Below are 15,524 nucleotides of genomic sequence, written 5' to 3' on the forward strand. Positions count from 1 at the left end.
AACAGACCGAACTCCTGTCAATACATACGTACGTATGGTCAGGCGAGCCGCACCCGCACCGGCACCGATTCCCACGACCGCAGCGTGTTGTTGAGGTGACGGCGCACCGGCCCGGCGATCTCCAGCGACTCCACCCGGGATGCCAGCGCCGTCAGCAACGCCTCCGATTCGAGGCGGGCGACATGCTGGCCGACGCACTGGTGGATGCCCATCCCGTACCCCACGTGCCCGGACGGATTCCGGTCGAGATCGAACGCGTCCGGATCGTCCCACCTGCGCGGATCACGGTTCGCGGCGCCGAGGAACATCAGAATCTTCCTGCCGTCGGGGATCACCGTGCCGCCGATCTCGGTGTCACGCGTGGCCGTGCGGAAGAACGTCTGCACCGGTGACTCCCACCGCACGGCCTCGTCGAACGCCGTCCGGGCCAGCGTGCGATTCTCGCGCAGCCTCGCCCACTGCTCCGGATGCCGCGCGAACGCGTAGAGCACGGCCGCGAGCCCGTTGACCGTGGTGTCCACGCCTGCCGTCAACAGCGAGCGCACGGCGAGCGGCGCCTGCTCGTACGTGATGTCGCCGCGGTCCGCCGCCGCCCAGATCTGCGCACCGAAGCCGTCGCCGGTGAGCGCGTCGCGCGCGCACTGCTCGTTGACCCAGCCGGACAGTTCGGCTACCCGGGGCGCCCCCTTCTCCACCAGGCTGTTGAGCGGACCGAAACTGTTGAAGGCGTGGTCCCCGTACGGCAGCAGGTTCTCCCGTCCGGTGCCGGAGATGCCGACGGCATCCGGGAAGACCCGCAGCGGGAACGCGGCAGCGAGGTCGGTGACCACGTCGAATTCGGTTGTGTTAGAGAGCAACTGGTCGACAAGGATGTCTGCGTCCCGAATCCACGACGCCCTGAGCTTCTGCAGTGCGCGCGGACCCAGAATTTTGCTCAGCACCGCCCGCGGGGCGTCGTGGTGCGGCGGGTCGGCCTCGAGCAGGATGCTCGGGGGCCGCCACGGGGTCTCGTACCGGAAGTTGCTCAACCCGACCCCGGCGGCGGAGTGGAACGACTGCCAGTCGGTCAGCGCGGCATGGACCTGCTCGTAGCGACCGAGCGCGAAGACGTCGTAGCGCCGCAGGTACACGACCGGGCCCGCATCCCGCAGGTCCGCCTGGAACGGCAACGGGTCCTGCAGGACGTCGAGGGCGAACGGGTCGGCGTCGCTGACGGGCAACGCGGGGGCGGGGGCGAACATCGTCACGGGAAATCCCTTCGCTGGGTGTGTCAGAGATCGAGCACGAGACGGTCGGAGCACGACCGTGAGACGCAGATGAGCATGCAGTCGCCTGCGGATCGCTCGTCGTCATCGAGGACGGAATCGCGGTGGTCGGGGGCGCCGGCGAGGACGGTCGTCTCGCAGGTCCCGCACGTGCCCTCGCGGCACGAGGACAGGACGTTGACCCCGGCCGCCTGCACCGCGTCGAGGACGCTGGCGCCGGGAGTCACCGTCACCGCGAGGCCGGAGCGCGCGAGTTCCACCTCGAACGGTACGTCGCGCAGCGGTGCGCCCCGGTCCTGCGGCACGAAACGCTCGGTCCGTAGCGAGCCCACACGCCAGTCGGCGCAACAGCTTTCGACGGCCGCGAGCAGCGGCCCGGGTCCGCACACGTAGACCTTCGCCTCGGCGGCGGCCGCGGCGGCGAGATACGCGGGCAGGTCGGGGTGGCCCTGCTCGTCCCGGGGCACGACGACCACCCGGTCGCCGTAGCCGGCGAGTTCGTCCCGGAACGCCATGGACGTCCGGGTGCGGCCGCCGTACAGGAGTTGCCAGTCGATTCCCATCAGTTCTGCCTGGCGGATCATCGGCAGCAGCGGAGTGATTCCGATACCGCCGGCGATGAACAGGTACCTCGGCGCGGGGGCGAGCGGGAAGTTGTTGCGCGGGCCGCCGACCCCGACGAGGTCGCCCTCGGCCAGTTCGTCGTGGACGTACGCGGACCCGCCGCGGCCGGCGGGTTCCCGCAGCACCCCGACCCGGTAGGTGTGCGCCTCCCAACGGTCACCGCACAGCGAGTACTGGCGGGTCAGCCCGTTCGGGAGCATCAGGTCGATGTGGGCGCCGGGCGCCCAGTCCGGCAGCCGCCGGCCGTCCGGGTGCCGCAAGGTCAGCGCTACGACACCCTCCGCGACAACCTCTTTGGCGACAACTCGCAGCGCCGCGTCCGCTGGCGCACCGGAAGAAACCGGGTTCTGTGGCATCTCGACTCCTCGATCTCGCGTTTGTTCGAGGATCTTCCGAGCAGGGGCCGAGCCGCCAGAGCATTTTCAATAGTTGAAAGTCGAGGCCGCAACCGAGGTCACTCCCCCAGGCGAATTTCCGGTGCCGTCACACGCTCGAGTCCGTCCAGAACGAGATCCAGCCCGTACTCGTACTCGTCGCCGAAGTCGTAGCCGGGAGCCATCGCGTGCTCCGTCACGAACTCGGTGAGGTGGGGGTACTCGTCGGCCCGGACACTCGCCAGGATCGCCTCCGCCACGTCGGCGAGTTCGCCGGAGGAGCCGAACGGCAGACTCGCCTCCTGCATCGCGAACCCGTAGATATAGCTGTCCAGCACCGAGAAGGCGTGCGCGGCAAGCTCGATGGAGAATCCCGCTGCCCGCAGAATCCCCAGCACCGCGTCGTGGTGGCGGAGCGTCGCGGGACCGGGCGTCACGCGGGACTCCATCAGAACGGTGGCCCAGCGGTGCCGCGCGAGCACGTCGCGTGCGGAGATCGCCCGCCGGCGCATCGCGGTCGTCCAATCGAGCCCGGTCTGCGGCAGGTCGATCTCGCCGAAGACGACGTCGACCATGCCGTCGAGGAGGTCGGGCTTGTTCTTCACGTGGCGGTACAGCGACATCGCCTCCACCCCGAGCGTCTGCGCGATCCGGCGCATGGTGAGTGCGTCGACACCGCTGTCGTCGGCCAGGTCGACGGCGGCGCGCAGGACACGCTCCCGGGTCAGGGGAACACGGAGTTCCGTCATCGCTCATTCTCCATCGGGACAGTCAACGTTGTAAGCATCAGACTTACATTGTAAGCGTACGCTGTAAGCAGATGGCCGATCACTCTCCGAACGGAGCCCCGACAATGGAGTCACCGACCGAACCCGAACGCCCCACTTCCGCGTCCGAGCACCAACGCGGCACGATGAAGGCCGTCGTCCGGGACGTCTACGGGCCGCCCGAGATCCTCGAACTGGGGGACGTCGCGATACCCGTTCCCGCCGCCGAACAGGTGCTGGTCCGAGTGCACGCGGCGGGAGTCGATCGCGGCGTGGCGCACCTCGTGACCGGACTCCCGTACCCGTTGCGCCTCGCCGGGTACGGCCTCCGCAGGCCCAAGGTCGCCGTTCCCGGGATGGACCTCGCCGGGCGCGTCGAAGCGGTCGGCCCCGGCGTCACCGGATTCCGGCCCGGCGACGACGTGTTCGGCATCGGCACCGGGACGTTCGCGGAGTACGCGTGCGCGCCCGCGGCCAAACTCGCACACAAGCCGGCCGACCTGACGTTCGAGCAGGCCGCGGCGATCGCGATCTCCGGGCTCACCGCGCTGCAGGCGGTACGCGACCACGGCAGGGTCGCGGCGGGGCAGTCGGTGTTGATCCTCGGCGCCTCTGGCGGTGTGGGCACGTTCGCCGTGCAGATCGCCAAGGCGTACGGCGCGGAGGTCACCGGCGTGTGCAGCACCGCGAAGGTCGACCTGGTCCGGTCGATCGGCGCCGATCACGTCGTCGACTACACAACCGAAGACGTCACCCGGCTCGGACGACGCTACGACGTCGTCCTCGACATCGGCGGCAACACGTCGCTGTCGCGGCTGCGCCGGGTCCTCACTCCGCGCGGGAGACTCGTCATCGTCGGCGGCGAAACGGATGGACGGTGGCTGGGCGGCACGGATCGCCAACTCCGCGCGCTGGCGCTGTCCCCCTTCGTGAGTCAGACACTGTGCGTGTTCGTCTCGAAGGAGGACGGTAACGACCTGCTCGTGCTTCGCGACCTCGTCGAGTCGGGAGACGTCAGACCGATCGTCGAGCGGACGTACCCGCTGGGCGACGCCGCCACGGCCCTCCGTCGCCTCGTCGACGGGCAGGTGCGCGGAAAAGTCGTGCTCTCCGTGTCTGCCGACTGAGTCAGGAGGTGTGTGCCCGTCGGCTGATGTCCTTGTCGACCGCGGTGGCGATGTCGTGCACGAGCCGGGAATGCCAGAGTTTGTGTGCCTCGAGATCCGCGGTGAGGGCGTGGCAGTCCGGGCATTCCAGGGGGCTGGGTTGTGCGGTGCTTTCCATGGTGCTGCGCTTTCCGGGAGAAGTGGTTCCGATTCCACCGTGGCACGGGCGGGTCGGATAGTCCACCGCAGAGGGCCTACTTCGACGCGGTCGCCATCACCCGGGTGATGCCCTTCGCGGCCGCCTGCAGCGCGGGGATCTGCGCGTACGCCTTCTCGTCGTTCGGCACGACGACCGACAGCGCTGCGACCACCTTGCCGGTGCCGTCCCGCACCGGAACGGCGACACCCGTCGTGTCCGGGTACAGGTGACCGGCACAGAGGATGTAGCCGTGCCGGCGCACGTCCGCCAGCACACCCCGCAACTGTCGTGGGGTACGAATCGTCTTGTCGGTGAACACCTTCAACGGCTCTCCGAGGATCCGTTCCTGGAGCTCCGACGGTCCGTGCGCGAGCAGGATCAGCCCGGACGAAGAGACGTGCAGCGGCATCCGGCCGGCGATGCGCGTGTAGTTGACGACGGCTCCGGGCGCCGTGAGTCGCTCGATGAACAACACCTCGTCGCCTTCGAGGACACCGAGTTGCGTGTGCTGCCCGACGACGGCGTGTAGGTCCTCCATGAACGGCATCGCCGCTTCCCTGAGCCCGAGGGTCGGGGACGCCCGCGACGCGACCTCCCACAGGCGCACCCCGATCCGCACCTTCCGGTCCTCACGCTCGAGCCAGCCGCATCCCACCAGTTCGTCGATCAGCCGCGACGTCGTGGAGATGTGGAGACCGGACCGCCGGGCGATCTCGGACACCGTGAGCAGCGAATCGTCGGAACGGAACGATTCGACGATCCGCACCGTCCGGGCCAGGACGGACTCGCCGGTGTGCACACGTGCCATGCCTTCAGTGTGCACACCGGCCGGGGATCAGCGCAGATCGCGCCGCCGGAACGCCGCCACACCCACCACGATCAGCGCGGCCGTGATCAGCAGCAGCCACCCGATCGGCGCCCATTCGAACTGGCCGCCCGGCAGCTTCGGAGCGTGGCTGAACGGTTCGAGATTCAGTACCGCCTGCGGGAACTGCGCGATCGACCCCACCATGAAGATCAGCAGGAACGCGACGAGCACTCCCCACGCCACCGGCGTGAACCGCGGAACGACACCGAACAGCAGGACCGTCACTCCGGCCAGCATCCAGATCGCGGGAAGCTGCACGAGCGCCGCCCCGACCACGCCGGGCAGGGCCCCACCCACGTCGCCGACGGACGCGCCGTAGGTGAGCCCGCCGGCCACCCCGGCCACCACCATCGCGACCGCCGGACCCAGCAACGCGAACAGGATGTGGCTCGACGCCCACCGGACCCGGCCGACGGAACCGGCGGTCACGGGCTCGAGACGCTGCGCGTTCTCCTCCGAGTACAACCGCAACGACGCGGAGATCGCGTAGGCCGCGGCCGCGATGGCGAGCATGGTGAACGCGTAGCCGATGAACGATTCCTCCAGCGACTGCGACCCACCCATCCGCAGGATGATGTCGCGGATCGTCTGACTGTTGCCGACCTGGCCGCCGACGCCGTTCGCGGCGCTGCCGATCAGCAGTCCGTACAGTCCGAGCCCGGCGGTCCAGGCCGCGAGTGTGCCGCGGTGCATCCGCCACGCAAGCCCGAGGGTTCCGGCGAGCGCAGGCGATGCGTCGGTGGGACCGGGCCGTTCGGCGATCAGGCCGGCGCCGACATCGCGACGGCGCAGGAGAGCGTATGCCGCCCAGGTGAGTACGGCCGCCGTAACCAGGCTGGGGATAACGACCCACCAGCGTTCGTCGGCATACGGACGGATCTGCAAGGCCCAGCCGAGCGGCGAGAACCACGACAGGGTGCCGCTGCCGGCGTCACCGACCGCGCGCAACGCGAACGCGACGCCCAGCACCGTCAACGCGATGCCGCGCGCGACGCGGGCGCCGGTGCTCACCTGGGCCGCAACGGTCGCCACCGCCGTCAACACCAGACCGGAGCAGGCCAGCGACGTCCCGAAGGCCACCGAGCCGCCCACCGGGAGGTCGCGGGCGAGTAACGCTGCCGCACAGAAAATCCCGGTGACGACGGAGGCACCACCGGCGAGGATCAGCGCCGCGGTCAGACCTGAATACCGTCCGACGGCGGTGGAGTCGAGAAGCTCGGCCCGGCCGGTCTCTTCCTCGGCGCGGGTGTGCCGGATGACGGTCAGGATCACCACCAGCCCGATCAGCGTGTAGTAGATGCCGGCCTTCCAGACCCCCACCGAACCGAGGCTGGAGTTGAAGATCGGCCCGTACATGGCGATCTGCGCGGGGCTGGCCGCCGTGGTGGCCGCGAACTCCGCCAGGTCGGCCGGCGAGGTGTAGATGTCGGCGATGCTCGTGACGTACAGCGCGGGCGCGAACGCGAAGATCAGCACCCACAGGGGCAGCGCGATCCGGTCCCGGCGCAGGAACAACCGCAGAAAGTGCAGCGTCCCCGTGAAATCCGAGGAAGATACCGGCGCCGGTTCCACGGGCCGGAACCGGGACACCGTCGCGGTAGTCATGCCCGCACCTTCTCCACCGTGTCGGACGACGCCGTCGGGCCGTCGTCGATCTCGTAGTGCCGCAGGAAGAGTTCTTCGAGGGTCGGGGGCTTGCTGACGAGGCTCCGCACCCCCGTGTCGCCGAGCACCCGGATGAGTTGGCCGAGATGCTCGCTGTCGACCTGGCAGTGCAGCGTGGTCCCGTCGAACTGGATGTCCGCCACACCGTCGATGCGACTCAGATCGCCGGGATCACCGAGAAGTTCGGCAGTGATCGATGTTCGGCTGAGATGCCGCATCGACGCCAGTGTCCCGGATTCGACGGTCCGCCCCGACCGGATGATGGTCACCCGCTCGCACAGCGCCTCCACCTCGGACAGGATGTGACTGGACAGCAGCACCGTCACCCCGCGGTCGCGGGCCTCGCCCACGCACTCACGGAACACCTGCTCCATCAACGGATCCAGCCCGGACGTCGGCTCGTCGAGCAGCAGCAGGCGGGCGTCGGACGAAAACGCCGACACCAGGGCCACCTTCTGCCGATTGCCCTTCGAATACGCTCGCCCCTTCTTCCGCGGGTCGAGGTCGAAACGCTCGATCAGATCCTTCTTGCGGGTCTCGTCCAGTCCGCCGCGCATCCGCGCGAGGAGGTCGATGGTCTCGCCGCCGGACAACGACGGCCACAGTGTCACGTCGCCGGGGACGTACGCCATGTCGAGGTGCAGTGCGACGGCGTCGCGCCACGGATCGCGGCCGAACACGATGGCCTCACCGCTGTCGGGGTGCAGGCTGCCGAGGAGGACGCGGATGGTGGTGGACTTGCCTGCCCCGTTCGGCCCGAGGAATCCATGTACTTCCCCTTCGCCGACCTCGAGGTCGAGTCCGTCCAGCGCCCGGGTTCGTCCGAACGTCTTCACCAGGTTGCGCACTTCGATGATCGCGCTCATAGCTGCTCCTAGTTCGGGGAGTCGGTATGTTCTGGGGGTGCCGCACCCGCCTGCGCGGCGCCGTCTTCGGTGGCCAGATATGCCTCGAGCATCGACGAATCCGGCAGCAGACCCTCGGTGTACATCTCGAGGGCGGGCAGCGTGACGTCGGTGGCGAGGTCGCGGATGGCGGTGGCGTAATCGAGCGGAACTTCCTTGTCTGCGCGCATCTGCAGGTAGAGCAGCATCGCGCCGACGTTGTAGAGGGTCAGGTAGCGCGCCCGCGCCGCTGGGTTGCGGCTGGGCCGGACATTTCCGGTCGCCACTCCCAGTTCGAGGTACTGCGTGGTGTCTTCCACCATGTGCTCGAAGAGGGATTCGCCGAGACCTCCGCCCGCCTGGAAACTCCGCACGATATACGCGACCAATGGGGCGTACTGCTCGATGTCGGCGAGGGCCTGCATGGCTCCCGCCGGTCCGGGCGTCGATATTGCCTCCGCCTTCTGCTCCCGGATGATCCGCAGAACGTGCTCGTCGCATTCGGCACGCAGGCCGTCCTTCGAACCGAAATGGTGGATGACCAGGCCGGGTGACACCCCGGCGGCGGTGGCGATCGCCCGCACTCCGGTGCCGAAACCGTGATTGCCGAACACCGTGATGGCCGCGTCGCGCACTCGGGCGCGGGTGGTCATGTCGGGTTGCGGAACCCCGGAAGCGGCATTGGTTGAACGCATGTTTAATACGCTAAACGCGCGTTCAACCGGGCGCAAGGGGTGACTGCGTCAAGATTTCGTCAAGGCGGAAACAGCCGGGCGCCCAGTGAACACGACACTCGGGCGGGGGAACCGATTCCGGGCGCAGGTCTCGTCCAGGGCTTCGTCGACAGCCTCGCGCAGATCGACCCGATCCGCGTCCGCCAGGACCAGCTCCGTCAGGATCACCCCGTGGTCGCGCCGGACCTGTTCCATCAGCCCGATCGCGTCGTCGATGGCTTCGGAATCCGCGGCGCAGCGAAAACCGACGAGCCGCGGTTGCGGCTGTTCCATCACCGCACGCAGCGCATCCTCGATGCCCGGGCCGGTCGCGCCGAGGACCGACAGGTCGAGCAGCGTGTTCTGCCGCGACTGCTCGTGCGCGAACAGATGGGGAAGATGAAGCGTCATCGGAACCTCCTCGATCCGTCGACGGCCGTGGGTGGGCCGACTCGGGGATTCAGTTCCAGATCTACCCCCGTCGCGCGAGGATTCGGCGGGTCTTGACGCCGATCTGACTCCGGCGACCGCAATCCTGACGCGGTGTTGGCGCGGCCCTATGCCGTGGTGGCCTTCGCGACCGCGTCGCGCGTGAGACCGGTCAGCTTGTCGACGTTCTCGGGAGTGGCCGGATAGCCGGCCGAGGTCACCCCGATGACGTACTCACCGGCGAGCGCGCCGTACCCGATGTGCGTGTCTTCGCCCTGAGTGACGGCACCGGCGAACGCCTTGTCGCCGACGCCTGCCGGCGCGGGCAGCGCCACGAAACCCGGCACGACTTCACTCTTGCCGATCGCCTGCTCGAACGCGGTGGACGCCGCAGCGGAGCTGGCGTATTGATCCACGGAGATGGTGACCCTTCGCCCGTCGCCGCCTTCGTAGATGACCATTCGCGTCGCTTCGGGGGCACCGGCCGCCGTGGAGTTCTCACCCGTCGCGGTCTGTCGCTCGATCTCAGGGAAGTAGCTCTGCACTCCGTCCAGCGCGACGACCACGTCCTCGGGCACGAGGTTCGCCTCGGACGTCGTCTGATCCTGCTGCGACTCGGCATCGGACCCGGAGTCCTGCTGCCCGCACCCCGCCGCGAGCACGACCCCGGCCAGGACGATCGAGAGGAAGGCGAGAGATCCGCGACCGCCGCGCGTGCGCACGCCGTGCCGCTCCGTCGATTGCACCACGCCGGATACCCCCTACTGCTCGGGACGAACCACCCGTCGAGCCTAGTATGGAAAAGATCCGAGTACCTGCAGTTTCGACGCCGCCCACCCGGTTTCGGCGTCCGGCCAACACTGTGAGGAGTCCACGTGACGAGCGAGGGAAGCATCCGGATCGGCAGCCGGACCATCACGTATCTCGAAGCCGGTGACCCGAGCGGGCCGCTCGTGCTGCACAACCACGGCGGACCGTCGAGCCGATTGGAGGCCGAACTGTTCGACTCGTACGCGAAGGCCAACGGACTGCGATTCGTCTGCGCGGATCGGCCGGGCATCGGTCGGTCCGACCTCCAGCCGGGTCGCACCTTCGAAAGCTGGACCGACGACCTCCTGCTGCTGGCCGACTCGTTCGACGCCGACCGGTTCGCGGTGACCGGCTGGTCCGAGGGCGGACCGTGGGCCCTGGCGGCGGCCGCGTATCTGGACCCGATGCGACTGGTCAGCGTCGTGTGCATCGCCGGCGGCAACTACGGAACGTTCGGCGCGAACTGGGCCGCGGATCATCTGAGCAGCGTGGACGCGCTGGGCGGTCGCCTGGCGCTGCACTTCCACCCCGGTTTCACCCTTATGTACGAGCTGCTCGGCATGAGCGCCACACATTTCGAGGAGCGTTACGGGCAGGCGATCACAAAGTCGGCGTGCGCGGCAGACCGGGAGGTACTGGCCGACGAGGAAGTCCTCACAACATTCCTGAAGGCAAGCCGGGAGTGCTTTCGTCACGGCGCAGACGGACTCGTCGTCGACGCCACGATGCTCTACGAGGCCTGGCCGTTCGACATGACCAAAGTGAAACGCCCGGTGCACTTCTGGCAGGGCGGCGCAGACACCCTCGTCCCCGAGATCATCAACAAGACGGTGGCCGACAGGACTCCGGGCGCCGTCTGGCACCCGGTCAGCGGTGGTGGTCATTTCATCGCCGTCAGCCACGCCGACGACATCCTCGCGCTGACAGCGAGCGACCTTGCGTCAGCATCCAACTGAAGGGCCCGGCCGAGAACTGCCACGCCACTGCCGCTTCCGGCATCCGGTCGGGACCGAAATTCACTGTGTAATGGTCATGTTCCGAGTTACTTTGGGTTAATGCCACCCTGCTACCACGTCACCTCGGTGTTGAATCGTGCATCCATTTCCCGATACGGATTGGACTGGAGTCGGATGGGTGCGGCTCGCGGTATCGCAGGGAGCTACCGCCCCGAGCAGCAGGGCTGTTTCCTCGCTGCAGGCGAGCGGGAACGCGACTGGTTCGTGCGGATGAACAACACCGGTGGAGCAGTGGACGTGTGGGAAGTCCACGGCATCGATGATGCCGATCTGGTCCAGTCTCCGGAAGGCTACTTCTACTTTCCCGGTGTCATCGAAGCCTCCGAATTGCTGTTGGTGCAACGCGACCTGCCACCGGCCCGGAACTAGTGAATGCGTGTGCGTGAGAGAGGCCCGACTCGCACGAGCTGTAACGAATTCTTGTCCGCCGCCGAAAGTCCAGGGGGCGAGGTACGTCTCGAGTCTCGGGGAATGAAGAAATGGGAGGGCTCATGAGCAACCAGTTGGGGCGCCGCGCATGCGCTGCGGCACTCACTGCTGTCGGGTTGGGAACCGCTGTCGTGGCAGGAGGGGGTGCGGTCGCACATGCTCAGCCCGCACCACCGACATCGACGACGATGACGTGCTCGAGCGCGAATCCGCTCGTCTGGGCGCCGCCGTTCACGTGGACCGTCAATGCTTCGTCCGGGGAGTCGCTGCGACCGGGTGGGTCGGTGTTGGAGCCGGCGATCCTGCTCAGCGGCGGGAACGAACTGCCCACGCCGCCCGGCGGTCTGATCCCGAGCATCGGAATCAACTGGTACGGCACGCGGGTGTCGGTCGACTGGCACAACACGACGACGGGCGCGACCGGCCACAGCGTCAGCGACGAGGCGGCGTGGCAGCAGAACCCGGGAATCCCGATCAACCGGACCTGGACGGGAACCGGAACGGTGTCGTTCACCGTCACCGTCCAGACCGGCGCGGGATGGTGGTTCGTCAATTCCCAGAACGCCGTCTGCCAGGGAACGATCTCCGTCGTACCGGGGCGGTAATCGGAGCCGTCGGCGGCGTGGCGCACAGTGCCCGCCGCCGACAGTCCTCGGCTGTCAGGCGGGTGGTTGCCCGTCGTTCGCCTCGGCGAGTTCGGCAAGCCGGTCCGCCGACGCCAGCAGCCAGTCGGACGTGGTGATGCGGGCACGCTCGCGTCGTTTCGGGTCGTCGGTCAAGCGCGACCAATCATAGGTATGCGTGACCCGGACGCGGCTCTCGTCGAGCGGCTCCAGCTCCCAGCGCCACAGATGCCCCGGCGGTGGATGACCCTGCTCGGACGGCGTCCAGGCGATCAGCCGCCCCTCTTCGAATTCCACCACGTGGTTGTCGCGGATGCCTGCGTTGGTCAACGTCATGGTGAATACGTCACCCACGGCGCGCACCCGCTGCCCGGGCGCAGCCTCGGCCAGGTTGTCGTTGCCGTCCCAGCGCGGCTGTTGCACCGGGTCGGCGATCAGTTCGAAGATCACCCGCGCCGGGGCAGTGATGACGCGGCTGGCGGTGACGATCGTGGGAATCTCGTTCTCCTCGGTCATGACTCGATCACACCACGGAGTGACTACAGGTTCGACGCCGACGCTCGGTTTCCGAGGTACCGTCGGAACCATTGACCGACGGCGATCTGGAGCACCATGCCTCTTCTTCCTACGCTCGGCAAGTCGATCGCGATCACCGGACTGGCGCTGGCCGGATTGTTCGGTGCCGCCGCCCCGGCCGCGGCGGACCAAACCCAGGACCGGTGGGTGAACATTCCGGACACCGCGACGGTTGCTCACGGTATTGCCTGTGGCGGCAGGATCGGAGGAGTCACCGTTGCCACCGACGCGCTGCCCGGGCTGGTCTACGTTCGGCTGAACGCGACGTTCGTCGGTGTGTCGGCGACGCCGGGAGTGCTGTGCTCGGTATTCGCGACGCTGCACTGGCGCAACCTGGATACCGGTGCCACAGGATCGTGGTCGGCCGATGTCAGCGGCGGACTGCTCGACTTCCCGGCGGAACCGTGGGCCCACCTCGAGACGGGATCCGGTCGCGTCGAGGTCACGCTGACCACCGACCGCCCGCACATCCCCAGCAGCACCGAGATCACTGTGTATTGAGTACCGGACAACCGAGGAAAGGGCACAACATGCGCAACCTTCGACGTACGGCAGTGGCGGGGGCAATGATCGCGGGACTGATGGCCGTCGGAACGGCAACGGCGTCCGCCGCGCCGTTCGGCTCCCTGGGTGACGGCCCCGATCTCGTGATCACCCAGGCAAATATCGAAGGCATCAGTGCGTGCGCCGTGCGCGTCACCAACGAGGGCGACGGCACCGCCACCGGTGTCACTGTCCACACCCCGCTCGTGTACGAGAGCACGACCCTCGGCACGCTCGCTCCCGGCGAATCGAAAATCGCCCAGTACTTCGACTGCGGATTCTCCGAGCGCATCTTCTACTTCGCCACGACTGCCGGTGAGACGAACTGGGGCGACAACTTCCTGTACCTCGAACTCTGACCGCCCGTGGGCGCGGGAAGCACCCCTTGCCGACCTCGATAATCACGGATCCAATGAACTTTTTCAGAATATTTAAAAGAAGCCATTGACTCGCTGAAGATCTTCACTATAGTTCTGTGAGTCAGGTCACCCAGTGGGAGGAAAAGCCAATGACGGCTGAGAGCTCAACGCACACTCCCCCCGCGACGAGTGCCCTGTTGACGACCGTCGGCAACAAGATTCGCACCATGCGCAAGGAGAAGGGCCTGACCCTTGCGCAGCTCTCGGACATCACCGGACTCAGCCCGGCGATCGTCAGTCAGATCGAGCGCGGTCTGGCCAATCCGTCCTTCACCACACTCGCCCAGCTGGCCCACGGGCTGGACATCCCGGTCGGCAGATTCTTCATCGGCCAACCGGACACCACGTCGCCCGTCGTGCGAAAACACGAGCGGCGCAACCTCGTCGGCGTCACCAAGAAGTCGATGGGGGAAGCCGTCTACGAGCTGCTCACCCCCGAACTGGGCGGCGGCGCACTGGAGGCGCAATGGATCGAAACTCCGCCCGGACACGACACCAGCGCAACCCCGTTCCGTCACAGCGGCGAAGAGTTCGGCATCATCCTCGCCGGCCGCAAAGACATCTATCTGGATGGGGAATGCCATTCCCTGGAAGCGGGTGACTCGATCACCTTCTCCTCGGACATTCCGCACTGGTACAAGAACAGCTACGAAGAGGTATGCGTAGCGATCTGGGTCAACGCACCACACGCGTGGTGACCGCGGCGTACATCCGCACCGGTACCAGAACAGCTACGAAGAGGTATGCGTAGCGAATTGGGTTGACACACCACCGTGGTGAACACGGCGTCCACCGCCTGCCGTCAGCCCAACCTCCTTACCGTCAGGCCGTCTCCCCGGCCGGACACAACGCGTCGCGTTGCCGTGATGCGTCATATCCTCTTGCACCCTCGAGGTGCCAGCGTAAGGACAAGTCCATTGCTAGACACCACTGTGACAGCACCGAGCAGGCATCAACAACTCACACCCGAGGTCCGCAAAGGCCTTCTCGGCCTCGGCCTCGGCAACGCCCTCGAATGGTACGACTGGATGGTCTTCGGACTCCTGTCGGCGTTCATCGGACCGAACTTCTTCCCCTCCACCGATCCCCTCAGCGCGACGCTGAACACCCTGGCTGTCTTCGCCGTCGGCTTCGCCTTCCGGCCGCTGGGCGGCGTCCTGCTCGGAACCCTCGCGGACCGGATCGGCCGTCGCCGGGTCATGCTGATCTCCATCAGCACGATGGCCGTGACCACCCTGATCATCGCGATCACCCCCGGCTACGCTCACATCGGAGCGTGGGCAGGCGCCATCCTCGTCGCCTGCCGCATCATGCAGGGCGTCTCCACCGGCATCGAGGCGCCACTCTCCACCGCCCACGCCGTCGAACTCGTCCCCGCCGGACGAGAAGGCCTCGTCGCCGGTGTCATGTCGTTCTACGTCAACCTCGGTGTGCTCCTGGCGTCCCTGGTCAGCTTCCTGTGCAGTCTGATCATCGGCGGTGCAGCCATGGGTGAATGGGGCTGGCGGATTCCCTTCGTCATCGGCGCCGTGTTCGGCATCGTCGTCGTGTACCTGCGCCGCGCTCTGCCCGAAACCATGCGTCCGGAGGAACTGTCGGACAACACCACCGGCGCCGTCTGGACGGGCGTCCGCAAACATTGGCTCAGCGTTCTCGCCATCATCTTCGTGGTGGGTGCCGCCCAGGCCTACAACTACGCGTGGAACGTCGGACTGCCGGCCGCCGCACGCAGCAACTTCAAGGAAGATCCCACCTCGGTGTTCGCCCTGACGACTGCGCTCGGCGTCATTCTGGTCGCCGGCAGCTGGGTGGTCGGCAAGCTGACGGACGGCAAATCCATGTCACGCTGGTTCCTCTGGACCCGCGCGCTGGCCGTCCCCGCTGTTTTCCTGATGCTGATGTACGTGCAACCCGGGATCGGCGGCTTCGCGGTCGTGCTTCTGGGCGGCTCGGTGGTCCTGGTGCTGAACATGACCCTGTACAACGTGGTCAGCACGTCACTGATGCCCAAGAACTGCCGTGGCGCCGGCGTCTCACTGGGGTACGGGATCGGCGTCGCACTCTTCGGCGGCACTGCTTCCTACCTGCTCGTGTGGTTCCAATCCGTCAACGCGACTTGGATATTTCCGGTCTACGTGGCCGTGCTCTCCATCCTCAGCATCGTCTTCTACCTGCTTGCTCGCCGTGCCAACGGCATCTTCGTCGGAAAGTAAG

The 15,524-nt window shown here is 67.1% G+C and carries 19 protein-coding genes; 8 read left to right on the forward strand and 11 right to left on the reverse strand.

Annotation, left to right across the window (positions count from 1 at the left end):
* Positions 1 to 38: 38 nt before the first annotated feature.
* From AC1DWT_RS18860 to AC1DWT_RS18870, 3 genes are all read right to left on the reverse strand, one after another.
* Complete coding sequence (locus AC1DWT_RS18860) at positions 39 to 1,241, reverse strand: cytochrome P450 (RefSeq protein WP_477921815.1); 1,203 nt, start codon at positions 1,239 to 1,241, stop codon at positions 39 to 41.
* A 29-nt stretch (positions 1,242 to 1,270) separates the two neighbouring features.
* A complete protein-coding gene (locus tag AC1DWT_RS18865) occupies positions 1,271 to 2,245 on the reverse strand; it encodes a PDR/VanB family oxidoreductase (protein WP_477921709.1) in 975 nt (324 codons plus the stop codon).
* 98 nt (positions 2,246 to 2,343) lie between these two features.
* Positions 2,344 to 3,012 (reverse strand): TetR/AcrR family transcriptional regulator, encoded by a 669-nt coding sequence (locus AC1DWT_RS18870; protein ID WP_477921711.1) that lies wholly within the window; start codon positions 3,010 to 3,012, stop codon positions 2,344 to 2,346.
* Between the two features lie 104 nt (positions 3,013 to 3,116).
* On the opposite strand from AC1DWT_RS18870, the gene AC1DWT_RS18875 reads away from it, so the two are divergent.
* Entirely contained in the window at positions 3,117 to 4,157 is a 1,041-nt protein-coding gene (locus AC1DWT_RS18875; RefSeq protein ID WP_477921713.1) for an NAD(P)-dependent alcohol dehydrogenase, read from the forward strand.
* A gap of 1 nt (position 4,158) precedes the next feature.
* Here AC1DWT_RS18875 and AC1DWT_RS18880 read toward each other — a convergent pair whose 3' ends face one another.
* From AC1DWT_RS18880 to AC1DWT_RS18910, 7 genes are all read right to left on the reverse strand, one after another.
* Entirely contained in the window at positions 4,159 to 4,314 is a 156-nt protein-coding gene (locus tag AC1DWT_RS18880) for a hypothetical protein (RefSeq protein ID WP_387487167.1), read from the reverse strand.
* Between the two features lie 76 nt (positions 4,315 to 4,390).
* On the reverse strand, positions 4,391 to 5,143 hold the full coding sequence (locus AC1DWT_RS18885) for an IclR family transcriptional regulator (protein ID WP_206008876.1): 753 nt from the start codon (positions 5,141 to 5,143) through the stop codon (positions 4,391 to 4,393).
* 27 nt (positions 5,144 to 5,170) lie between these two features.
* On the reverse strand, positions 5,171 to 6,808 hold the full coding sequence (locus AC1DWT_RS18890) for an ABC transporter permease (RefSeq protein ID WP_477921715.1): 1,638 nt from the start codon (positions 6,806 to 6,808) through the stop codon (positions 5,171 to 5,173).
* The gene (locus AC1DWT_RS18895; RefSeq protein ID WP_477921717.1) at positions 6,805 to 7,734 is read right to left on the reverse strand and encodes an ABC transporter ATP-binding protein; all 930 of its coding nucleotides are present in this window, start codon (positions 7,732 to 7,734) and stop codon (positions 6,805 to 6,807) included. The genes AC1DWT_RS18890 and AC1DWT_RS18895 overlap by 4 nt, the downstream gene beginning before the upstream one ends.
* 8 nt (positions 7,735 to 7,742) lie before the next feature.
* A complete protein-coding gene (locus AC1DWT_RS18900; RefSeq protein ID WP_477921719.1) occupies positions 7,743 to 8,447 on the reverse strand; it encodes a TetR/AcrR family transcriptional regulator in 705 nt (234 codons plus the stop codon).
* 48 nt (positions 8,448 to 8,495) lie between these two features.
* A complete protein-coding gene (locus tag AC1DWT_RS18905) occupies positions 8,496 to 8,876 on the reverse strand; it encodes a decarboxylase (RefSeq protein WP_477921721.1) in 381 nt (126 codons plus the stop codon).
* A 146-nt stretch (positions 8,877 to 9,022) separates the two neighbouring features.
* On the reverse strand, positions 9,023 to 9,643 hold the full coding sequence (locus AC1DWT_RS18910; protein ID WP_477921723.1) for a hypothetical protein: 621 nt from the start codon (positions 9,641 to 9,643) through the stop codon (positions 9,023 to 9,025).
* 126 nt (positions 9,644 to 9,769) lie between these two features.
* On the opposite strand from AC1DWT_RS18910, the gene AC1DWT_RS18915 reads away from it, so the two are divergent.
* From AC1DWT_RS18915 to AC1DWT_RS18925, 3 genes are all read left to right on the forward strand, one after another.
* Positions 9,770 to 10,660: an alpha/beta fold hydrolase gene (locus AC1DWT_RS18915; RefSeq protein WP_477921725.1), complete on the forward strand. Its 891-nt coding sequence runs from the start codon at positions 9,770 to 9,772 to the stop codon at positions 10,658 to 10,660.
* Between the two features lie 174 nt (positions 10,661 to 10,834).
* Positions 10,835 to 11,089 (forward strand): hypothetical protein, encoded by a 255-nt coding sequence (locus tag AC1DWT_RS18920; RefSeq protein ID WP_477921727.1) that lies wholly within the window; start codon positions 10,835 to 10,837, stop codon positions 11,087 to 11,089.
* Positions 11,090 to 11,211: 122 nt separating this feature from the next.
* A complete protein-coding gene (locus tag AC1DWT_RS18925; protein WP_072936856.1) occupies positions 11,212 to 11,754 on the forward strand; it encodes a hypothetical protein in 543 nt (180 codons plus the stop codon).
* A 54-nt stretch (positions 11,755 to 11,808) separates the two neighbouring features.
* Here AC1DWT_RS18925 and AC1DWT_RS18930 read toward each other — a convergent pair whose 3' ends face one another.
* Positions 11,809 to 12,288 carry an SRPBCC family protein gene (locus AC1DWT_RS18930; RefSeq protein ID WP_477921730.1) on the reverse strand — a complete coding sequence of 160 codons (480 nt, stop codon included), beginning with the start codon at positions 12,286 to 12,288 and terminating at the stop codon, positions 11,809 to 11,811.
* Positions 12,289 to 12,384: 96 nt separating this feature from the next.
* Here AC1DWT_RS18930 and AC1DWT_RS18935 point away from each other — a divergent pair, with 96 nt between their 5' ends.
* From AC1DWT_RS18935 to AC1DWT_RS18950, 4 genes are all read left to right on the forward strand, one after another.
* Entirely contained in the window at positions 12,385 to 12,849 is a 465-nt protein-coding gene (locus AC1DWT_RS18935; protein WP_477921732.1) for a hypothetical protein, read from the forward strand.
* Positions 12,850 to 12,878: 29 nt separating this feature from the next.
* A complete protein-coding gene (locus AC1DWT_RS18940) occupies positions 12,879 to 13,250 on the forward strand; it encodes a hypothetical protein (protein WP_477921733.1) in 372 nt (123 codons plus the stop codon).
* A gap of 149 nt (positions 13,251 to 13,399) precedes the next feature.
* Complete coding sequence (locus AC1DWT_RS18945; RefSeq protein WP_477921735.1) at positions 13,400 to 14,008, forward strand: helix-turn-helix domain-containing protein; 609 nt, start codon at positions 13,400 to 13,402, stop codon at positions 14,006 to 14,008.
* Positions 14,009 to 14,227: 219 nt separating this feature from the next.
* Positions 14,228 to 15,523, forward strand: a complete 1,296-nt coding sequence (locus AC1DWT_RS18950) for an MFS transporter (RefSeq protein WP_477921737.1) — start codon at positions 14,228 to 14,230, stop codon at positions 15,521 to 15,523.
* Position 15,524: the final 1 nt, after the last annotated feature.

This window comes from Rhodococcus sp. P4_B6, assembly GCF_056402215.1.